Source organism: Georgenia halophila, assembly GCF_039541595.1.
In genome coordinates this window covers 16,408-37,425 of the sequence record NZ_BAABGN010000003.1, presented here as the reverse complement: position 1 = coordinate 37,425, position 21,018 = coordinate 16,408, and the positions used below count along the sequence as shown (strand labels likewise).

At 72.1% G+C, this 21,018-nt stretch carries 19 protein-coding genes; 9 read left to right on the top strand and 10 right to left on the bottom strand.

The features are described from left to right. Window positions 1-109: 109 nt before the first annotated feature. A complete protein-coding gene (locus ABD907_RS05405) occupies window positions 110-730 on the top strand; it encodes a DUF421 domain-containing protein (protein ID WP_345215487.1) in 621 nt (206 codons plus the stop codon). Between the two features lie 99 nt (window positions 731-829). On the opposite strand, the gene ABD907_RS05400 is transcribed toward ABD907_RS05405, so the two are convergent. Further along, complete coding sequence (locus ABD907_RS05400) at window positions 830-3,142, bottom strand: sodium-translocating pyrophosphatase (protein WP_345215486.1); 2,313 nt, start codon at window positions 3,140-3,142, stop codon at window positions 830-832. A gap of 266 nt (window positions 3,143-3,408) precedes the next feature. Between ABD907_RS05400 and ABD907_RS05395 the strand changes: the two genes are divergently transcribed. Then, complete coding sequence (locus ABD907_RS05395; protein WP_345215485.1) at window positions 3,409-5,859, top strand: DEAD/DEAH box helicase; 2,451 nt, start codon at window positions 3,409-3,411, stop codon at window positions 5,857-5,859. 4 nt (window positions 5,860-5,863) lie between these two features. Here ABD907_RS05395 and ABD907_RS05390 read toward each other — a convergent pair whose 3' ends face one another. The 4 genes from ABD907_RS05390 to ABD907_RS05375 all read right to left on the bottom strand — a co-directional run bounded on the left by ABD907_RS05390 (window position 5,864) and on the right by ABD907_RS05375 (window position 8,122). Next, window positions 5,864-6,262, bottom strand: a complete 399-nt coding sequence (locus ABD907_RS05390) for an Rv3654c family TadE-like protein (RefSeq protein ID WP_345215484.1) — start codon at window positions 6,260-6,262, stop codon at window positions 5,864-5,866. Continuing rightward, on the bottom strand, window positions 6,259-6,708 hold the full coding sequence (locus tag ABD907_RS05385) for a TadE family type IV pilus minor pilin (RefSeq protein WP_345215483.1): 450 nt from the start codon (window positions 6,706-6,708) through the stop codon (window positions 6,259-6,261). The genes ABD907_RS05390 and ABD907_RS05385 overlap by 4 nt, the downstream gene beginning before the upstream one ends. Continuing rightward, complete coding sequence (locus tag ABD907_RS05380; RefSeq protein ID WP_345215482.1) at window positions 6,708-6,926, bottom strand: DUF4244 domain-containing protein; 219 nt, start codon at window positions 6,924-6,926, stop codon at window positions 6,708-6,710. Before ABD907_RS05380 ends, ABD907_RS05385 begins: the two co-directional genes overlap by 1 nt. 182 nt (window positions 6,927-7,108) lie before the next feature. Continuing rightward, window positions 7,109-8,122, bottom strand: a complete 1,014-nt coding sequence (locus ABD907_RS05375) for an AraC family transcriptional regulator (protein WP_345215481.1) — start codon at window positions 8,120-8,122, stop codon at window positions 7,109-7,111. A gap of 43 nt (window positions 8,123-8,165) precedes the next feature. Between ABD907_RS05375 and ABD907_RS05370 the strand changes: the two genes are divergently transcribed. Then, window positions 8,166-8,420, top strand: coding sequence for a DUF4242 domain-containing protein (locus ABD907_RS05370; RefSeq protein ID WP_345215480.1), 255 nt, complete (start codon window positions 8,166-8,168; stop codon window positions 8,418-8,420). Window positions 8,421-8,577: 157 nt separating this feature from the next. Here the strand turns inward: ABD907_RS05370 and ABD907_RS05365 are convergent, their stop codons facing one another. From ABD907_RS05365 to ssd, 4 genes are read right to left on the bottom strand one after another with little or no spacing between them, the layout of a single operon-like run. Continuing rightward, window positions 8,578-9,150 (bottom strand): type II secretion system F family protein, encoded by a 573-nt coding sequence (locus ABD907_RS05365; RefSeq protein WP_345215479.1) that lies wholly within the window; start codon window positions 9,148-9,150, stop codon window positions 8,578-8,580. Next, window positions 9,147-9,908, bottom strand: coding sequence for a hypothetical protein (locus tag ABD907_RS05360; RefSeq protein WP_345215478.1), 762 nt, complete (start codon window positions 9,906-9,908; stop codon window positions 9,147-9,149). Before ABD907_RS05360 ends, ABD907_RS05365 begins: the two co-directional genes overlap by 4 nt. Further along, complete coding sequence (locus tag ABD907_RS05355; protein WP_345215477.1) at window positions 9,905-11,113, bottom strand: TadA family conjugal transfer-associated ATPase; 1,209 nt, start codon at window positions 11,111-11,113, stop codon at window positions 9,905-9,907. The genes ABD907_RS05360 and ABD907_RS05355 overlap by 4 nt, the downstream gene beginning before the upstream one ends. Continuing rightward, window positions 11,110-12,162 carry a septum site-determining protein Ssd gene (gene ssd, locus ABD907_RS05350; protein WP_345215476.1) on the bottom strand — a complete coding sequence of 351 codons (1,053 nt, stop codon included), beginning with the start codon at window positions 12,160-12,162 and terminating at the stop codon, window positions 11,110-11,112. Before ssd ends, ABD907_RS05355 begins: the two co-directional genes overlap by 4 nt. A 201-nt stretch (window positions 12,163-12,363) precedes the next feature. Between ssd and ABD907_RS05345 the strand changes: the two genes are divergently transcribed. The 5 genes from ABD907_RS05345 (at window position 12,364) to ABD907_RS05325 (ending at window position 18,158) form a co-directional block, all read left to right on the top strand. Then, window positions 12,364-13,575, top strand: a complete 1,212-nt coding sequence (locus tag ABD907_RS05345; protein WP_345215475.1) for a hypothetical protein — start codon at window positions 12,364-12,366, stop codon at window positions 13,573-13,575. 194 nt (window positions 13,576-13,769) lie between these two features. Continuing rightward, the gene (gene acs / locus ABD907_RS05340; RefSeq protein ID WP_345215474.1) at window positions 13,770-15,776 is read left to right on the top strand and encodes an acetate--CoA ligase; all 2,007 of its coding nucleotides are present in this window, start codon (window positions 13,770-13,772) and stop codon (window positions 15,774-15,776) included. Window positions 15,777-15,979: 203 nt separating this feature from the next. Further along, entirely contained in the window at window positions 15,980-16,678 is a 699-nt protein-coding gene (locus ABD907_RS05335; RefSeq protein ID WP_345215473.1) for an AzlC family ABC transporter permease, read from the top strand. Continuing rightward, window positions 16,671-16,991, top strand: coding sequence for a branched-chain amino acid transporter permease (locus tag ABD907_RS05330; protein WP_345215472.1), 321 nt, complete (start codon window positions 16,671-16,673; stop codon window positions 16,989-16,991). Before ABD907_RS05335 ends, ABD907_RS05330 begins: the two co-directional genes overlap by 8 nt. Before the next feature lie 396 nt (window positions 16,992-17,387). Next, window positions 17,388-18,158 (top strand): class I SAM-dependent methyltransferase, encoded by a 771-nt coding sequence (locus ABD907_RS05325; RefSeq protein ID WP_345215471.1) that lies wholly within the window; start codon window positions 17,388-17,390, stop codon window positions 18,156-18,158. 290 nt (window positions 18,159-18,448) lie between these two features. Here ABD907_RS05325 and ABD907_RS05320 read toward each other — a convergent pair whose 3' ends face one another. Beyond that, on the bottom strand, window positions 18,449-19,039 hold the full coding sequence (locus ABD907_RS05320; protein ID WP_345215470.1) for a helix-turn-helix domain-containing protein: 591 nt from the start codon (window positions 19,037-19,039) through the stop codon (window positions 18,449-18,451). A gap of 113 nt (window positions 19,040-19,152) precedes the next feature. Here ABD907_RS05320 and ABD907_RS05315 point away from each other — a divergent pair, with 113 nt between their 5' ends. After that, window positions 19,153-20,391: an MFS transporter gene (locus tag ABD907_RS05315; protein ID WP_345215469.1), complete on the top strand. Its 1,239-nt coding sequence runs from the start codon at window positions 19,153-19,155 to the stop codon at window positions 20,389-20,391. Window positions 20,392-21,018: the final 627 nt, after the last annotated feature.

Genomic DNA, 21,018 nt, shown 5'->3' with positions numbered 1-21,018 from the left:
CGCCCGGGCCACCTCGTGGCCCGGGCGGTCTGCTGTCCAGGCGCGGCTGCTCGCTGCCCCGGTCCCGGCGGTTTAGTGCTCCGGGCGGGGGCGGTGGCACCATGCGGCCATGAATCTGTGGGAACACATCGGCGTCGGACCCGTCGAAGCAGTCGCGGTCGTCCTGTCGACCTTCGCCCTCTACACCGCCTTCCTGACCATCACCCGGCTGCTCGGCCAGCGAGTCCTCGCCACGCTCTCGACCTTCGACGTCGCGGTCGTCATCGTGCTGGGAGCAATCCTGGGCCGCGCCGCGTTGGGGCACACACCCACGCTCGCCGGCGGCCTGCTGGCGCTGCTGACGCTCGTGGCGCTCGAGGGCGCGGTCGGCGCGCTGCGGCGGCACGCCTGGTTCGACCGGCTCGTGAGCACCACACCGGTGCTGCTCATGGCGGGCCCGACCGTGCTGATCGACCACCTGGACCGCGCGCACATCACCGAGGCCGAGCTCCGCTCGCGGCTGCGGCTCTCCGGCGTGCGCAGCACCGCCGAGGTGGCCGCCGTCGTCCTCGAGCCCACCGGTGCGATCAGCGTGCTCTGCAGGGGCGAGCCGATGGATCCCGCCCTGCTGGCCGGGGTGCGCGGCGCCGAGCTGCTCCCCGCGTCAGTCCTGGAACCGGGTTGCGGGCCCTTGAGCGATCCGGAGGCGGCATCGCCGTCGCCGACTGCTGAGACCTACGCCCAGGGCTGAGGTTCGAGCCTCAGTCCTCGCCGGGATCTTCGACGCTCGGCGGAGGCGGCGTAGGACGGAGGCGAACGTCGGACGGGCGCCGAGCCGCTGTCGGTTCGCTCAGGAGCCGGCAGCCTCCGTGGCGATGGCGTTGTCGATGTCCTCGGCAGTGTCGACCTTGCCCGCACGGCGCCTGGAGGCGAGCACCGCAAGCAGCGCGATGGCGGCCGCGGCGAGCGCGATGCCGATCCGCAGGCCGTGGTTGGCGTCCGCCGGGACGCTGAGCTGGACCACAGCCGGGGCGATCAGCAGGGAGACGAGGTTCATCACCTTGATGAGCGGGTTGATGGCCGGACCGGCGGTGTCCTTGAACGGGTCGCCGACGGTGTCGCCGATGATCGTGGCCTCGTGCGCCTCGGAGCCCTTGCCGCCGTAGTGGCCGTCCTCGACGATCTTCTTGGCGTTGTCCCAGGCGCCGCCGGAGTTGGCGAGGAAGACGGCCATGAGCACACCGGCACCGATCGTGCCGGCGAGGAAGCCGGCCAGCGGCCCCACGCCGAGGCCGAAACCGACGGCGATGGGCGCGAAGGCCGCCAGCAGGCCGGGCGTGGCGAGCTCGCGGAGCGAGTCCTTGGTGCACATGTCGACGACCCTGGCGTAGTCCGGGCGCTCCTTGCCGGTCATGATGCCCGGCATCTCGCGGAACTGGCGCCGCACCTCGAAGACGATCGCGCCGGCCGCCCGGGTGACCGCGTCGATCGCCAGCCCGGAGAACAGGAAGACCGTGGCACCGCCGAGGATCACACCCACCAGGGTGATCGGGGAGACGATGTCGTAGGAGACCATCGCGGCCACGACGCCGTCCGCCGTCGCCGCCCCGGCGTCCCCGATCTCTTCGAGCGCCGTGGTGACGGCATCCGCGTAGGAACCGAACAGCGCCGTCGCCGCGAGGACCGCCGTGGCGATCGCGATGCCCTTCGTGATCGCCTTGGTGGTGTTGCCGACCGCGTCGAGGTCGGTGAGCACCTGCGCACCCGCCTCGTCCACCTCACCGGACATCTCGGCCACGCCCTGGGCGTTGTCGCTGATGGGCCCGAAGGTGTCCATCGCGACGATCACGCCGACCGTGGTGAGCAGGCCGCAGCCGGCGAGAGCCACGAGGAACAGGGCCAGCCACACGTTGCCGCCGGCGATGAGGAACACGCCGCAGATGGCCGCGGCGATGATGCCCGCGGTGTAGACGGCGGAGGAGAACCCGACGCCGATGCCGGAGAGCACGACCGTGGCCGCACCGGTGCGCGACGTCGAGGCGACGTGCCGGGTCGGGCCCGACGTGGTGCCGGTGTAGTAGCCGGTCAGCCACAGGATCACGCCCGCGAGCACCACGCCGATCGCGACCGCGGCGATGACGACCAGCTGCGGGTTGCCCGGGTGGTCGGCGAGGTCTTCGCTGACGCCCTGGATCGCGCCGAAGGTGGTCGGGAGGTAGACGAGCGTGGCGATCGCGGCGAGGAGCACGCCGACGACGGCGGAGACGTAGAAGCCGCGATTGATCGCCGTCAGACCGGACTCGCTGCCCCGCACCTTCGTGATCACGACACCGAGCGCGGCCACGACGGCCCCGACGGCGGTGACGATGAGCGGCAGGATCAGCCCCTGCTCACCCATTGCCGCCCGGCCCAGGATCAGCGAGGCGACGAGCACCACGGCGTAGGACTCGAAGAGGTCGGCCGCCATGCCCGCGCAGTCACCGACGTTGTCCCCGACGTTGTCCGCGATCGTGGCGGCGTTACGAGGATCGTCCTCGGGGATGCCCTGCTCCACCTTGCCGACCAGGTCGGCGCCGACGTCGGCCGCCTTGGTGAAGATGCCGCCGCCGACCCGCATGAACATGGCGAGCAGCGCGGCGCCGAAGCCGAAGCCCTCCAGGACCGCCGGGGCGTCGCCGCGGTAGACCAGGACGACGCCGGCCGCGCCGAGGAGGCCGAGGCCGACGACGCCCATGCCGACGACGCCGCCGGTGCGGAAGGCGATGCCGGCGCCGATCCGGCGCCCGTCGGGCTTGGAGGCGACGGCCGCGACACGAACGTTCGCGCGGACGGCCAAGGACATGCCCAGGTATCCGATCGCCGCGGAGAAGCCGGCACCGAAGAGGAAGGCGATCGCCCGGCCGATCTTGACCTCGGGGTCGGCGGGCAGCAGGAACAGCAGCCCGAAGACGATGACCGCGAAGATGCCGAGCGTGCGGAACTGGCGACGCAGGAATGCCTGGGCACCTTCCTCGATCGCGCCCGCGATCTCCTGCATGCGCGGCGAACCGGTGTCCGCGGCCAGCACCTGACGTCGTAGCAGCACGGCGATCACGAGCGCGACGATCGCGATGCCCGCGATGACCCCGACGATCGTCAGGCTCGTGGTACTCAGCTCCAGCATCCGCCCTCCTCGGCAGCACGCACCAACGACGACGACGTCGAGGTGGGTCTTGTATCGCGGGCGAGCCTACCCGGTGGACGATTGACGTCCGCAAGATTTGCTCGCGTCGCTCTCAGCCCCGATCGGGTTCGCATCGTGGTCCCGCCCTTCTCGCACAGTGGTTGCCCCGATGGTGGCAGGTCAAAAACCATCACGCCGTCCGAGATCCTGACCACAAGCGGCCTTGGCCGCCACCTGCCACACCGGTCGTGGCGCAGACTGGGAGCGTGCTGGATCCCGTCGAGCTGCTGCGCACCACCGGTGCTCGCGACGGTCGCCTCCTCCACCTCGAGGTGCTGCCGGCACGCCCGGGCCGCACGGCCGAATGGCCGGCGTGGGCCGACCCCGACCTCGTCGCCGGCTACCGGCGCCTCGGCGTGGACCAGCCCTGGGCGCACCAGGTGAGCGCCGCCGATGCCGCGCACGCCGGGCGGCACACGATCATCGCTACCGGGACGGGGTCCGGAAAGTCGCTCGCCGCATGGCTGCCAGCGCTCTCGGCCGTCCGGGCGGGGCGCGCCGGGACAGCCGGCGGTCCGTCGTCGGGCAGCATCAAGGCCTACGACCGGCGGTCCAGCATCCTGTATCTCTCCCCCACCAAGGCGCTGGCCGCGGACCAGCTCGCCGGGCTCGAGCGGCTGCTGGAGGCTGCCGAGCTGCGGGACGTGCGCCTCACGACCTGTGACGGCGACACCCCGCTGACCGAGCGGGACTGGGCTCGCGACCACGCCGACGCCGTGCTGTCCAACCCGGACTTCCTGCACTTCTCGATGCTGCCGGGGCACCGGCGCTGGCAGCGGCTCCTCAAGGGGCTGCGCTACGTCGTCGTCGACGAGTGCCACGCCTACCGCGGCGTGCTGGGGGCCCACGTGGCGCTGGTGCTGCGCCGCCTGCTACGGCTGGCCCGCTCGTACGGCGCCGCGCCCACCGTGCTGGCGGCGTCGGCGACGACGGCGGAGCCGGCACTGACCGCCGCGCGCCTGATCGGGGCCGAGCCGGAGGAGATCACGGCCGTCACCGCGGACATGGCACCCGCGGGGCGGCGAACGATCGTGCTGTGGCAGCCGGCCCTGAGCGCCGGCTGGCCCGCCGAGGGCGTGGATCTGCAGGCCGGCGACGCCCAGGACGAGCCCTTCGAGTCGGGACCGCGGCGCAGCGCCACCGCCGAGACGTCCGAGCTGCTGGCGGACCTGGTGAGCGCGGGAGCGCGGACGCTGGCGTTCGTCCGTTCGCGCTACGGCGCCGAGGTCATCGCCGAGCAGACCCGGCGGCATCTGCGAGCGGTCGACCCCGACCTGGCGGGCCGGGTGGCGGCCTACCGCGGTGGGTACCTGCCGGAGGAGCGGCGTGACCTCGAGCGGTCCCTGCGCTCGGGAGAGCTGCTGGCGCTGGCCACGACGAACGCCCTCGAGCTGGGCGTGGACGTGGCCGGCCTGGACGCGGTGGTGATGGCGGGATGGCCGGGCACGCGGGTGTCGATGTGGCAACAGGCCGGCCGGGCGGGCCGCGCCGGCGCGGACGGGGTGGCGGTGCTCGTGGCGAGCGAGGACCCGCTGGACGGGTACGTGGTGCACCACCCGGAGACGATCTTCGGGGTGGAGGCGACGACGTTCGACCCGGCCAACCCGTACGTGCTCGCGCCGCACCTGTGCGCGGCCGCGTCGGAGCTGCCGCTGACGGAGCCGGACCTGACGCTGTTCGGGCTGCCCGACGCCAGTCTGCTGGAGGAGCTGGAGCGGCGCGGTCTGCTGCGCCGCCGGCCCACCGGGTGGTTCTGGAACATCGCCCGGCCGGAGCGGCCGCAGAACCTGACGGACCTTCGCGGCGGCGGTGAGTCGCCGGTCCAGATCGTCGAGGCGGAGACCGGGACGGTGCTCGGCACGGTCGACGGCGCCCGGGCCGACGCCACCGTGCACCCCGGCGCCGTGTACATCCACCAGGGCCGCACGTTCGTCGTGGACGCCCTGGAGGACGACGTCGCGCTGGTGCACGAGAAGTCCGACCTCAGCTACCGGACCAAGGCACGGTCGGAGTCCTCGGTGCGGATCCTGTCCGTGCGCGACGAGGTGACCTGGCAGTCCCGGCCGCACGGGGACGAGGTGACGTGGCGGTTCGGCGACGTCGAGGTGACGAGCCGGGTGGCCGGCTATGACCGGCGGCGCCTGCCGGGGATGGAGATCGTCGGCTCCTACCCGCTGGACACACCGGAGCGGGTGCTGGCGACCACCGCGACGTGGTGGACGGTCTCGGAGGAGGCCTGCGCCGACGCCGGCGTCGGCAAGGACTCCCTGCCCGGGGCGCTGCACGCGGCCGAGCACGCCTCGATCGGGCTGCTGCCCCTGCTGGCCACCTGCGACCGCTGGGACATCGGTGGCCTGTCGACGGCGGTGCACCCGCAGACCGGGCAGCCGACGGTGTTCGTCCACGACGGCTACCCCGGCGGTGCGGGCTTCGCCGAGCGGGGCTACCGCGCCGCGCTGGAGTGGATCAGGGCGACGAGGGACGCCATCGTCTCGTGCGGCTGCGCGGACGGCTGCCCGGCGTGCGTCCAGTCCCCGAAGTGCGGCAACGGCAACGCCCCGCTGGACAAGGCTGGTGCCGTGCGGCTGCTGTCCCTGCTCCTGCGATGCCGGGGCGGTGAGGCGGCCGCCGAACCGGTGGGCGAAACACGCGCGTGAAGGACTATCCGGCCGGACCGGCACGTGCCTCCGCGTGCGCCTCGAGCCGCCGACCCTCCAGGGGCCACGTCTCGCCGATGACGACGACCCCCGTCGTGACCTCGACGTTCTCGTCGATCACCCGGCAGGCGGTCAGCTCCGTGCCGTTGGCGGCCGCGACCTCGTCGGCCACCCGGCACGGGTCTCGAGCTTGGCCCCCGGCGGCGTGCAGGGCGGTCGCGGCCGCGAGCGCGGCGAGATCCGCGCCCGACTGAGCAGCACCACGCGCGTGCACCGCCTTGGAGAGCCCGACCACCGCGAGCGTCATGATGATCAGCACGGCGACGAGGGTGAGACCCAGCACCGTGCCGGAGCCGCGGTCACGTTCGACGCTGGCGTCCGTGCCGCCGTCGTCACGGCTCATCGGCCGACACCTGGCTCGGGCATCGCGCGGGCGCTGGCGCCGGCCTCGAGGTCGGCCATGCCGAGCAGACCGGGGATCTCGTGGGAGACCTCGACGAGCACGTACTCGGCCTCGTGGCTGACGACGACGGCCGCGCCTTCTCCGGCGAGGTCCCGGGCGACGGCCACGACCGCCGCCTCCGACTCGCCGAGGGCCGCGGCGCGAGCGGCGGCGCGGGCCGCGTCGCTGACCCGGACCTGGGTGCCCGCCGCGGCCGCCGCCGTCAGGAGCACGGCGAGCAGCATGACGACGGCGGGCAGCACGACGGCGAGCTCTGCCGTCACACTCCCGTGGTCACCGCGGCGAGGGGCGCCGGCGGTGGCGCCGGTCGGGCAAGGATCCTGCGGGCCCGGCGGCGGGCGGGAGACGGCTCCCCCGCCCACCGACGGGCGTGCGTCCGGGCTCATCAGTCGATCCCGAGTGCCCCGCGGATCAGGGCCTCCAGCATGTCTCTGACGAAGTCGCTCCTGATGATCAGCAGCAGGACGCCCGCCAGGGCGGCGGCCGCCACCATGACGATGGCGTACTCCGCCGTGGCCATGCCCTGATCGGCCGTGGCGCCCAGGGCGCGGACGCGGCGGGTGAGAGCTGCTCGCAGCCTGCCGGCCCGTCGTCGAACGGTCATCGTTTCTCCTTCCTCGCCCCGGGCGGGAGCCGCAGGGCATCCTCACGGACCGACTGGTCGCCGATCACGTGACGAGAGTGCGCGGGGAGAACGACGCTCTGCCGGACAGTGGGTCGCCGCTGTGGAGACCGGGTCGACGGCCGGGTGGTTGTGCGCGGTGCGACGTCGCTGCGCCCGTCCCGTCACGCCGTGCGTGACCGCCAGCTGCTCGGTGCGGTGCCGAGGGCACGCTTGAACGCCCGGCTGAACGCCTCGTCAGACTCGTAACCGACGCGGCGCGCGACAGCCGAGACCGTGAGGTCCGTCGACCTCAGCAGGTCCTCGGCGAGGTGCATGCGCCACGCGGTCATGTACCGGATCGGCGCCATCCCCAGCACGCTGCGGAAACGCTGGTCCAGGAGGGAGACGGACACGTTCGCCCGCCGGGCCAGCGTCACCAGATCCCACTTCCGATCGGGATCGGCGTGGACGGCCGCCAGCACCGGTGCGAGCACAGGGTCGGACAGTGCGGCCAGCCAACCCATGGGCTCGGCCGGGAAGTCGGCGACGTACAGGCGCAGGACCTCGATGAAGAGCAGCTCCGGCAGGCGCGGGGGCGCCTCGATGCGACCGTCCGGTGCCACGGCGGTCAGCCCGGCGGCGTACTCGATGCTCGCGCGGACCCAGTCGCCGGCCGGCCCGTCCGGTGGACTGACGACGAAGACCGGCGGAAACACCCGCAGACGCCGGTCGAACAGCGGGTCCTCGCAGCGGAGCCAGCCGCAGACGACGCTGGTGGTCCGGCCGCCGTTGCCGTGCCGGATCACCGGCATGCGCGTCCAGGGCGGTGGATCGATCAGGTCGGCGATGGGCACGCAGGTGCCCTCGTCGGCTCCGCCCATCCGATGGGCGTCGCCGTACGGCAGCACGATGACGTCACCGGGACCCGCCCAGAGACGCTCTCCGCCGTCGACCTCGATCCAGCACCGCCCGGCCGCGACGACGTGGAACAGGATCACGCGCGGCGCGCCCGGTGCCAGGATCGCAGCCGCGTCACCGGCGGGCAGCGACGTGTACGACCAGCCCTCGGTGTACTCCCCACGCAGGAAGATCGCACCGGACAGATGGAGTCGGTCGAGGGCGGCGTCTACCTGCGCCGTGGCTGTCCGGTCAGCTGCGGCGGCGACTCGGTCATGGCTTGCCCGCGAGGCGGACATGAGACTGATTCTGACAGATATCCCACGAGTCGGAGGAGCAACGATGCCACTCTTCATGGACGTTCACGACAGCCTGCCCGAAGGCGCGACCGCGACCGACGTCGCCGGTGCGCACGAGGCGGACCTGCGAATCCAAGCGCAGTACGGCGTGACCTATCACCGGTACTGGGTCGACGAGCAGAGCGGCAAGGTGTTCTGCCTCGTCGAGGCGCCGACCGCCGAGGACGCCGCCACGGTCCACCGCGAGGCCCACGGCCTGGTGGCCGACCACATCCACGAGGTCGTCGAGGGACGCTGAGCGACACGAGATCACGGCCCGGCCCGCGCCACGGCGTGTGCCGGGCCGTGATCGAGCAGGCCGCCCGAGCGCTCACCGCACGCGGACGTCACCCGCCTCGCCGTCGCGACGGGCCTCGTCGCCGGGTAAACGCCGGGGAGCCGCCGGTCGAGGCCGGTCAGCCGCCCATCACCAGCCAGCCGGCGCCGAGGATCACCGGGACGACGCCGACCAGGACGAAGGCGGGCAGGTAGCAGAGCCCGAGCGGCAGGACCAGGCGCACGCTGAGCTTGGCCGCGGCCTCCTGCGCCTCACGGGCCCGGGTGGCGCGCACGCCTCCCGCGGCCTGGCGCAGAAGCGGCCCCGGTGCTGCGCCGTCGACCCAGGCCGGCTCGAGCGCATCGACGAGTGGGCGCAGGGTCCCCGGCGCCTGCTCCCACGCCTCGCTCCACGAGGACCCGAGCAGCAGGGCGCGCGCGGCGCGGACCATCGCGCTGCCAGGCCCGGCGCCGTCGGTGACTGGCGGGACGGCGTCGGCCGGTGCGATCGCACGCCCGAGCGCGGTGAGGGTTCCGGGCACGGAGGCACCGGCGTCGAGCGCGGCATCGGCCAGGTCCAGCAGGACCGCGATGTCGACGTCACCCGGTGGCGGCGGACGCGGCTTCCGAGGCGCGCCCGGTGCGCCGGGTCTCCCGATCGACCACGGGAGCGCGGCCAGGGCGGCGAGCGCCGCCAGGGCCAGGAGGGTCACGACCGCTCCCGTCGGCCGATCCGGCGGCGCCGCGTCCGGACACGTCCCGCCGTCCCGGCCGTGCGCTCCAGGGACCGCACCCACCGGTGGCCCGCCACCATCAGCACCGACCCGGTCACGAGACAGACGGATCCGGCGCCGCCGTCGAGGAGCACAGCGATGGGATCCGTGCCCACGCCCAGACCGAGAAGCAGCCCCAGTGCCGGCAACCATCCGAGCAGCCGGGCGGTGGCGCGGGGACCGGCGAGCGCCACCGCCCTGGCGGACTCGGCGCTCCCGGCCTCCGTCAGCCCTTCCGCGCACCGCTGCAGCACGTCGGCCAGCGGTGCACCCAGCTCGCGGGTCAGCCGGCACGCGGCCAAGGTGCCCGGCAGGGCGCCCGCCGTCGTCGCGCTCAGCACCGGGTCGTGGCGCCGGAGGAGCCGCCACCGGCGGGACCGGTCCGGCGTCGGCCGCGCCGCGAGCGCGAGCAGCTGAGGCGGGACACCGTCCTCGGCGACGACCCCGGCCGACGCGCCGAGCCCGACGCGGGCGAACGTCTCCTCCCAGGCCTTCTCCACGGGCGCACCGGCACGCAACCGGGTGCCCACCTCGGTGACGAGCACCCCGAGGTCGAGGTCATCCGGCGGACGGGTGCGGCCGTGTCGTCGCCGTCGAGCGCGCAGACGCGCAGGAGTCGGTCGGGCGGCACGTCCGCCGGGCACCAGCAGCAGGGCGACCGCCACCCCCAGGAGGGCCGCGGCGACCACCGGTGTCACGAGGCCGCGGCGTGGCGACCGCCGCCCGACGCCGGTCCCACCGCCCGCCCCGACGGTCGCCGTGGCCCGTCGCGCAGCCGGCCGAGACCGAGCCGCCGGGCGAGCGGCTGCCACGCCCGGCCCGGCGCCGGCTCGCCGCCCTCGACCACGACCGCCGGCTCGCACCGCAGCTGGTCGCCGTCTCGGGCGAGCACACCGACCTCGGTGAGGCGGCGCACCCCGCCGGAGTCGCGCCGAAGGTGGACGACGGCGTCGACGGCGCTGACGGCCTGCGCGGTCATGGTGGCCTCCGCCAGATCGGCGAGGGACCCGAGGGCGACGAGCCGCGCGGGCACGTCGGCTGCGGTGTTGGCGTGGACGGTCGCCCAGCCGCCCTCGTGGCCGGTGTTGAGGGCGCCGAGGACGTCCCGGACCTCGGCGCCACGGCACTCGCCGAGCACGATCCGGTCGGGACGCATCCGCATGGCGGCGCGCACCAGCTCCGCGAGGGCCACCTCGCCGACCTGCTGGACGTTCGCCCGCCGCACCTGAAGGTGGACGACATGGGGGTGGTCCGGCTGCAGCTCGGCCGACTCCTCGATGCAGATGATCCGCTCATGGTCCGGCACGAGCGAGAGCAGGGCCGCCAGCAGCGTCGTCTTACCGGAGCCGGTCGCGCCGGAGACGAGGACGTTGGCGCGGCGCTCGACCAGGGCGCGCAGCACCGGTAGCAGCTCCACCGCAACGGTGCCTCCCGAGACCAGCTCGTCCAAGGTGAGGACGCGGGGCCGGTGGGTGCGCAGCGACACCAGGGTCCCGGTCGCCGAAAGCGGCGGCAGCACGGCGTGCAGCCGCGTACCGTCCGGGAGCGTCCCGTCCACCACCGGGCTGGCATCGTCCAGGCGCTGACCGCAGGCCGCCGCGAGGCGGGTGGCCAGGCGCCGCACCGCCGGGCGGTCCAGCCGTGCGCCGGTCTCGACCCGTTCCAGCCCGGCGCCGCGGTCGACCCACACCCCGTCCCGGCCGTTGACCAGCACGTCCGTGACGCCGGGGTCGTCCAGCAGTCGCTGCAGCGGGCCGGCCCCGCGCACCTCGGCACGGACCTCGGAGTCCAGGTGCAGCAGGTCCGCCGCGCCGACCCGGTCGACGTCGGTCAGCGCTCCCTGCAGCGGGACGCCGCGCACGAGCGCCTGACGCACCTGGGCGACGGGCTCGGTCGATCTCACGGCGCCAGCTCCAGCAGCCGGACCAGCTCGCGCGCCGTCGTCATCAGCGGACCACGACGGCGGTCACCGGGTCGCAGGCCGTGGTCGACGTCGGACGGTAGCTTCCGCTCGGTGCGCATGGCCGCGGCCAGCGGCAAGCCGGCGGAGGCGGCGACCTCCTCCGCGTCGGGCCGCGGGGCTCGGACCACCAGGTGCACGCCGCAGCCGGCCGCGGCCAGCGGTGCGGCGGCCATGGCGGCCGCGCCGGGCCGGACGCCGCCGCAGCTCAGGAGCACGACATCGTCGCAGCGATCGAGCCATACGTCGCGGGCGGCGCCGGGAGCGAGGACCTGGCGCGGCAGGTCGAGCACGACGACGTCGTGCCCCTGCCCGAGCGCACGCACCGCGGAGCGCACGGCCAGGTCGTCGACGTCCGCGCCGCCGCGGCGGTCCCCGGACAGGACCCGCACCAGGTGCCAGCTGGGCAGGGCGAGGGCGAGCCGGTCCGGGACCAGGGCTCCGCGTTCCTCGCGCACGTCAGCCCAGCGCCGGCCCGGATCAAACTCGAGACCGAGAAGGACGTCGAGCCCGCCGCCGGCCGGGTCGAGGTCGACCAGCGCGGTGGCCGCGCCGGCGTTGACGCAGGACCGCGCCAGCACGGCCGCGAGCGCCGAGGCGCCGGCGCCGCCGTGGGCGGCCAGGACGCCCACCGTGCGCGCCCGGTGCGGCGTGGCCGCCGTCACGACGACGTCGAGCAGGCGAGCCTCCTCGCCGGGGAGCCGGACCGCCGCCGGCACCTCGGCGTCCGCGGTGTCGGCGCGGGCGGGGTCGACCACCACGGTGAGCGCCCCGGAGGCGTCCTCGTCGAGCAGGACGGCTGCGAGGGGCATGGCGGTGCCGACCGGTACCACCGCGAGCCCTACCCCGGCCAGATCGGTGAGGCGTCGGACCCGGCCCGCCAGCTCGGCGTCGTCCGTTCGCAGCGCGACGGGCGCGAAGGCGGGCTGCGGGGAGTGCTGCTGCGATCCTGCCGGCGCCGCCAGCAGCATCGCGGACGTCGCTTCTCTCACGGTGGTCTCCTTTCGTGCTGTGGTCCTCAGGTTGCTGCCTCGTGCTCACGAGCATGACGAGCACGCACCCGACGGCGCAGGGCCGGGACGGGCATCTGTGGACGCCGCGGCGTTCCACCCGGCATGTGGATGCGGCGCGCCTCGCGACCAGCGGGACGGGCGTCGGTAGCGTGGAGCGCGCCCACCGACCGAGGAGGACCTGTGACCACGTCCGACCCCAACCGCCGCGACGAGCCCACCGACGGGCCCGACGCCGCGAGCACCAAGTTCGGCGGGCCCGCGGAACCGACCCAGGAGCCCGAGCCGGCGGCAGACGCCCCCGCCGCCGAGGCGACCCCCCAGCAGCGACCGAGCTGGCTCACCGAGCCGGCCGACGAACCGGCCGACGACGACGCCGCGGCGGGCACCACCTCTTCGGCACCGTGGTCGTCGACCCCGGCGGGAGCGGCACGCCCGACGGCGGATCCCGGCGCCGAGGGCACCGGCAACGACCCGGCCGGCACATCGGCGGACGACGAGCGCACGACGACCGCAGACCGCCGTCAGGGCTTCATGGGACTTCGGGACGAGGCCGACATCGGTCAGTCGGGCACGCCGGGTGGCGCGACCGGCACGGGACGATCCGACGCGACGACGACCCAGACCGGTCCGTCGCACGCCGCACCCATCCCGCCCGCGCCCGCGGCAACGGCGGCCGTTCCGGCTGCCGGTGCCGGGCACCCGCCGGCCAGCACCGGGGCCGCCGCGAGCACACCGGGCGGCACCACGCCGTCGCGCAGCACCCCGGGCAGCGCCGCGTCCTCCGACGACGCAGCGCTGCGTGAACGGTGGAGCTCCCGTCAGCCCGACCACTCCTCCGACGCGGCCCTCGAGGGCGCCACCCAGGCACGCCCGCGTTCCCGCGCAGCCGCCCACTGGTGGAGCCTGTTGATCTCCCTCGTGCTCACCCCGGTGGCGTGGTACCTCGTCGCCGACGGCGGCGCGCGCCTCACCCTCGGCGAGGAGAGCCCCTGGGCCACCGGCGAGATCGTGCCGTCCGCGCTCATCGAGCTGGTCGCCGGCCTGATCGTCGTGGCGGTGCTGCTGCTCGTCGCCCGTTGGTCGGCTCTGGGTGCCATCGTCATGGGCGCCATCGTGCTCCTCGCCGGGCTGGCCTTCGTCGTTCTGCCGAGCGAGACCGCGACGTTCCTCGATCCGGTCACCACCTGGCTGGAGGATTTCAACGCGTTCGGCGGCAACGTGGCGCACCACCTGCTCGAGGACGGACCGAGCGGCCGCATCGCGCTCTACGGGCTCGGCCTGCTCATGACGGGCGTCGTCTCCGGCGGCGCGCGTCGCAGCGGCCGCGCCGAGCAGCGCAGCCGCGAGGCGTACGAGCGCCGGACCGTGCGGAACGGCGACGGCGGGGCCTGAGCCGCCGAACACCGACACCGGCACACCGGCCCTCCGACCCTCCGACCCTCCGGCCCCGAAGATTGCGGACGCCCACCGGAAACCCGGTCCGGCCCTCGGCGACCGGGCCATCTTCGATATGTTGATCCGGACCGCCAGAGCCCGTCAGCCGGTCCCCGGCCGACGGCCGCAATCCAGATCCTCGGGAGACGCAGATGTCCCAGCAAAGTGCCGACGCAGCCCAGCCGGAGGCCGGCCTCGAGAACCTCCTCCACGAGACACGGACCTTCCCGCCCAGCCCGGAGTTCGCGGCTCAGGCCAACGCCACGGCGGAGATGTACGACGTCGCGGCCGCAGACAAGGAAGCCTTCTGGGCCGACCAGGCCCGCGAGCTGCTGACGTGGTCGAAGGACTTCACCGAGGTCCTCGACTTCTCCGGCGCCCCGGTGGCCCGCTGGTTCGCCGACGGCAAGCTCAACGCCGCCTACAACGCCGTCGACCGGCACGTCGAGGCCGGCCACGGCGACCGCGTGGCCATCCACTTCGAGGGCGAGCCCGGTGACACGCGCACGCTCACCTACGCCGACCTCAAGGAACAGGTCTCCCGCGCCGCCAACGCCCTGACCGAGCTCGGGGTCCGCACCGGCGACCGGGTGGCCGTGTACCTGCCGATGATCCCCGAGGCCGTCATCACGATGCTGGCCTGCGCCCGGATCGGCGCCCCGCACTCCGTGGTCTTCGGCGGCTTCTCCGCCGAGGCCCTGCACAGCCGCATCATCGACGCCGACGCCAAGGTCGTCGTCACCGCCGACGGCGGTTACCGTCGCGGCAAGCCCAGCTCGCTCAAGCCGGCGGTCGACGACGCCCTGGACAAGGGCACCGACGTGCGGCACGTGCTCGTCGTGGAACGAACCGGTCAGGACGTGGCGTGGCGCGAGGGACGCGACGTGCGGTGGGCCGACGCCCTCGAGTCCGCCTCCCCCGAGCACACCCCGGTCGAGGTCGAGGCCGAGCACCCGCTCTACATCCTCTACACCTCCGGCACGACCGGTAGGCCCAAGGGCATCATGCACACGACCGGCGGCTACCTCACCCAGTGCGCGTTCACCCACCGCCACGTCTTCGACCTCAAGCCGGAGACGGACGTGTACTGGTGCACCGCCGACGTCGGCTGGGTGACCGGGCACAGCTACGTCACCTACGGCCCGCTCGTCAACGGCGCCACCCAGGTGCTCTACGAGGGCACGCCGGACACCCCGGACAAGGACCGCTGGTGGGACATCGTCGAGAAGTACAAGGTCTCGATCCTCTACACCGCCCCCACCGGCATTCGTACCTGCATGAAGTGGGGCGCGGAGTACCCCGGCCGCCACGACCTGTCCTCGCTGCGCGTCCTCGGCAGCGTGGGCGAGCCGATCAACCCGGAGGCCTGGATCTGGTACCGGGACACCATCGGCGGCGGGAAGACCCCCGTGGTGGACACGTGGTGGCAGACCGAGACCGGCGCGATCATGATCTCCCCGCTGCCCGGCGTCACCGCCGCCAAGCCCGGATCCGCGCAGACCCCGCTGCCGGGCATCAGCGTCGACGTGCTGAACGAGGCCGGCGAGTCGGTCCCGGACGGCTCGGGCGGGTACCTGGTCCTCACCGAGCCGTGGCCCTCCATGCTCCGCGGCATCTGGGGCGACCCTCAGCGGTTCTACGACACGTACTGGTCGCGGTTCGAGGGCAAGTACTTCGCCGGCGACGGCGCGAAGAAGGATGAGGAGGGCGACATCTGGCTCCTCGGCCGCGTGGACGACGTCATGAACATCTCCGGGCACCGGCTGTCGACGACGGAGATCGAGTCGGCGCTCGTCTCCCACCCGGTGGTCGCCGAGGCCGCGGTGGTGGGCGCCAAGGACGCCACCACCGGTCAGGCCGTCGTCGCCTTCGTGATCCTGCGCTCCGACGTCGTCGAAGCCGGCGAGGACACCGGCGAAGCGTCGAAGATCATCGCCGACCTCCGGAACCACGTGGCCTCGGAGATCGGGCCAATCGCCAAGCCGCGCTCGATCCTCGTCGTGGCGGAGCTGCCGAAGACCCGGTCCGGGAAGATCATGCGGCGTCTGCTGAAGGACATCGCCGAGGGCCGCGAGGCCGGTGACGTCACGACGCTCGCCGACTCCTCGGTCATGGACCAGATCTCGAAGGGGATGAAGGGCAGCAGCCAGGACGGCTAGCCCGCAGGGCTGGTCGCTGCACCATCTGCTCAACGGGCCGGCCGGCCTCCTCCCCGTGAGGACACCGCTGGGCAACGAGAGTGTTGATTCGGTCGCTATAGCAACAGAACCAACACTCTCGTTCGTCGGGACGCCCAGCACCCCGATCCGGCGGCCGGTATCCCCTCGCAACGGGGCTCACCGGCTCGCTTAGGCTGGGCGCCATGCCTGCTCGACCCGTCCGGATGAAGGACGAGGTCGTCACGGCACTGCGGGACACCGTCGGCGTGGGCATGGGTTACCTCCCGCTCGGCGCCGCCTTCGGGATCCTCCTGGTCACCAGCGGCCTGGACTGGTGGTGGGCGCCGGTCTTCTCGCTGATCATCTACGCCGGCTCGATGGAGTTCTTGGCCATCAGCCTCGTCACCGGCGGCGTCGGGCTCGCGCAGGTCGCGATGACGACCTTCTTCGTCAACTTCCGGCACGTCTTCTACGGCCTGAGCTTCCCGCTCCGCGCCGTCCGGTCGACGGCGGGACGAATCTACGGCGTCCACGCCCTGACCGACGAGGCGTACGCGCTCCTCGCCACTCGGCCCCACTCGGAGATGACCGGGCCACGGGTGCTCGCCACCCAGGTGCTGTGCCACCTGTACTGGGTGGCGGGCTCGACGACGGGAGCCCTGCTCGGCGCCGGGATCGGCCTCGACGTCGAAGGACTGGGGTTCGCCCTGACCGCGCTGTTCGTAGTCCTCACCATCGACGCCTACCGCGCGGCACCCGACACCGCGACCCTGCTCGTCGCGCTGGCCTGCGCGGTCCTCGCGACGGTCCTGGTGCCAGGCGCGATGCTCGTGGCGGCGCTGACGGGCTTCGTCCTCGTGCTCGTGGGGCGCCTGACGCTACGAAGGACGCGCCGTGCCTGACTGGCGGATCCTGCTGACCCTGCTGGTGATCTTCGCCGTCACCTACGCCCTGCGGCTGGCGCCGTTCGTCGCGTTGCGCCGTGCGCGGAACTCCGCCGTCGTGGATTATCTGGCGCGCACCATGCCGCTCGGCGTCATGGCGATCCTGGTGGTGTACACGCTGGCGTCCGTGGACATCACGACGGTGCCCCACGGGCTGCCCGAGCTCATCGGCGTCGGTGCGACCGCCGGGCTGCACCTGTGGCGGCGCAACGCCCTGCTCAGCATCATCGGCGGCACCGCCGTGTACCTCGCGGCTCAGGCACTGCTGTGAACTCCAGCCGCCTGGCGCGGTCCGTCTGGGACGCCGCGTAGGTGTGGGTCATGTGGCAGCGGAGTGCACCGACGGCGCGGTTGTCGGCGGTCATGCGCCGATCTTGTTCTGAAGCCGTCTCGGCATCGAGGTACGGGCCGACGAACTCAGTCGAGGCCATAGCGCGCGTGCGCGAGCCACCAACCCGTCGGTGTCGACGCGGCCGGTGATGTACTCCTCGGCGTCCGCGGGGCCGGCTGGCGTCAAAAGTGGTCGATCGGATGTTTTGGACCGATTCGGTTTCGCGCACGGGTTCGGGACGGTGGTCGGCGTCGACCACGAAGGGGTCGCACCCTCCCAGAAACGATCGTTTGCGGTCCACGGCACCAAGCGTGCACACAACTAAGGTCCGGACCCATGGAGCAAACGACGGACGGGTGGAACAACGCCGGCGAGCCTCTACAGCCACGAGCGAACGACTACGATGCTTTCGCCGCCGCTTACTCCGCGGAGAACGACGATAGCCTCGCCAACGCCTATTACGAGCGGCCCGCCATGCTGGCGCTGGCGGGCAACGTGGCGGGCCGCAGGATCCTCGATGCCGGATGCGGATCGGGAATCCTGTCCGCTGCTCTGCGGGATCGCGGGGCCACCGTCACCGGCATCGACGCCAGCGCCGGCATGCTCGAGCTTGCGAAACAGCGTCTCGGTGACGACACCGCGCTGCACGGGGTGGACTTGAACGACCCATTGCCGTTCGAAGACAGCGCTTTCGACGACGTGGTCGCCTCGTTGGTTTTGCACTACCTCGAGGACTGGGCACCGGCGCTGACGGAGATGCAGCGAGTCCTCAAGCCCGGCGGCAGACTGTTCGTCTCCGTTGACCACCCGATCGTGGCCTACACCATCCAGGAACCGCGCCCGGACTACTTCGCGAACACCGGTTACGAGTTCGAGTGGGAGTTCGGCGGGCAGCGTGTTCCCATGCGGTTCTGGCGCAAGTCACTGCAAGGGATGCTCGACGCCTTCGCGTCTGCCGGTTTCCGCCTCACGAGCATCAGCGAGCCGCAGCCCCTTCCGGAAGCACGTGACCTGTACCCCGAGGCCTTCGCCCATCTCTCGACCGCCCCCGGCTTCTTGTTCTTCACGCTCGAAGCAAGGGCGGCGAGAAGCGGTAGGAGGCCCTGACTCGGCTCAGCGGTCGAGCTATGGCCGGCCGGGCGGCCGGCCCTCGCTGGCCAGCCAGACGGAAATCCCGAAACGAACGTTTGAGGCGGTGTTTGTCGGTGCTCCGTGGCGGCGTTCTTGCCCGCGGGTCTGGCAGAGCGGTGACTGCGCTGGCTTGTGCTCTGCTGATCGTCACGCGGGAAGAACGTCTCACGATTCGTCAACGAACCATGAAAGCAACTGCGACCCCGACCACAGCTGGGACGGAATTTCGGATGAGACGGGCCGGTCAACTGCGGCTGCCGTGCCCGTCACCCCGGTTGGTGCGGAAGGATCGCGCAGTTCAGAAGATACGGCTTCGGGGGCGAACCCTCTGCTTGTGGGTTTCGTGATGCGCGGCGTCCGCGCTTGATGGCTGCCGCAAAGAGGTCACGGATGTGGAGGGCTTCTTCATTGGTGAGGTCGACTCGGACATCGACCATGAGCACCGGTTGGCCCTGTTCGTTCAAGGATGGTGGTAGATCGCTCGCCCAGACGTCGCCGTTGCTATCGCGCGCGAGCACCCGACCGCTGTTCCCGGACCGGAACAGCACCGTTGTGTAGGCGTCGACGACCTGCTCAGCGAGTCGTCGTTCTTGACTCGTCACCCGGTGGCGAAGGTCGTCGTAGGGCATGGCCTCGTTCGGCACGAAGTAGCCCTCGAAGGCGGAGCGGTAGACCTTGATCGGGCGGCCGCGTCTATGACGCGTCTGGGTGATTCGTAGCAGGTCGACGTCGAGCATGTTCCGGACGCGGTAGAGCATCGCGTTCGGGCTGCAGCCCAACTCAGTGGCTGCTTGACCCACCGAGAGCTCCCGACCCAGGAAGGGTTGCAGGAAACGGGATCTGAGCGGATCGCCCACGATTCGAGCTTGCGCCGGGTCCTCGACCCGGTGGAGTGTGTCCGGGTCGATACCAGGCCAAGGTGAATCTGCGTCTTCCATTTCACATAGGGTACCGACCAGCGTGGGTAACGATGCAGTCTCACGCCCGCCCTTCGCTGCTTCGCAACCGTGACGTCGCTCTGCTTTGGACCGCGGGCCTGATCTCGCTGACGGGCAACCTGGCGATGTTCGTCGCGCTGCCGGTGGCGGTGTTCAGCTCGACGAGCTCGGCGTGGGCGACCGCGGCAACTGCGCTTGCCGGGGCTGCGCCAGCGGTCTTGGTCGCCCAGTTCGCGGGTGTGGTGGCGGACCGGGTGGATCGGCGCAGGCTACTGGCAGCGGCGAACGTGGCTATGGCGGTTCTGACCTGTGCATTCCTGGTCTTGCCCGATGGTTCGTGGTGGCCGTATGCCGCGGTCAATCTCATCGTCATGAGCGCGGCACAGTTCGTCGGCCCGGCGGAACATGCCCTGTTGGGCGACCTCATCCCGCCGAGCCGCCTGGGCGAGGGGGCGAGCCTGAACTCGCTGAACAACAACATCGCCCGGCTGGTCGGTCCGGCCTTGGGGGGCTGGGTGTTCGCCCAGCTCGGCTTCTGGGCCACCGTGATCCTCGACGCGGCTACGTTCCTAGTCGCCGCGCTGCTGGTGGTCGGCGTGTCCAAGCGCCGGCGGCCCCCGGCCGGGCCACGGTCCGCAACAGTTGGGCTCAGTGCAGAATGGCTGCTGGGCGCGCGGAGGGTATGGACTCATCCAGCACTGCGTCCGCTCGTCCTCCTCGTCGCGGTGGTGATGTTCGGCGAAGGTGCCATCTCTGCACTGATGGCGCCATTCACCGGTGATGTCCTCGGCGGCGGTGCAGGTCTGCTCGGCGCCATGCTGGCCGCCCAGGCCGTCGGTGGCATCGCCGGAGCCTGGTGGTCCTCCCGGAACGCCGATCGTCAACCGCCGCTGCAAATCCTCGCCGGCGCCTCGATATCCTCCGGCCTTCTTCTCGTCGTCGTCTTCAACTACGCACTCCTGTATCCGCACGCATGGCCGGCCGTGGTGCTGACCGGTCTAGCCGGCTTCCCGTTCGCCGTGTTCGGCGCCGCTCATGGCTACGCGCTCCAGATCTATGCGCCGCCGGAGCTGCGCGGTCGTGTCTACTCGCTGTCATCAGGAGTCTTGAGCCTGGCGCGGCTGTCTGGAATCACCGTTGCGGGCCTCGCTGCGGAACGCTGGAGCGCGTTGGTGATCAACATCGACGCTGCCGGATACCTTGTCGCCGGGGTCATCGCACTTCGTCTCACTCGCCGGAGAAGGACACTCAGCGGTGCGCCGACGCAGTGACTGACTTATTTCCCGTGGGCGCCCCGTGCGCTTCGTGGAGGCAGCAGTGGCTCGATGCATCTCCGCTCGGGGTAGGTCAGCAGAGCCACATCCCGGATTCTCCAGGCGCTCACGCCGGAGAGGTCAGCGCTGCCCAGGGACGGGGTTTCGCGAGGGACACACCTGTCGCCCGTAAGCAATCGATTGTGGCACTCGGTCAGACTGGGTCTATGGACTCAACCGCGGGACGGATGTCGTCGTGAGTCGCATGGTGCTGACGTGCGGCCCTGCCGGTGCCGGCAAGTCCACCGTCGCCCGACGTCTCGAGGACGGCGGCATGGTGCGTCTTTCGTTCGGTCAAGAGGCGTGGTCGAGGGGGATTCGCTCGATGCCGTTGGCGCCGGAAGTCCATGGGGAGATCGAGAAACAAGCTGCGCCGCCAGTTCCTTGAGCCTGTCGCGGCAGGCTCGGACCTCGTGTTGAACTTCTCGTTCCGGTCACGACGATGTCATTGGCGGCGATCCCTTCGTGGTCGCGACGGTCGTGAAGCTTCCTTGCGGGTCTACGTCGACTCCGAGCACGTGGCGGCCGGCCAGGGTCACCGCCCGCGCCGGATGGTTCATGTGTCCCCCCAGCACAAAGCGCTCG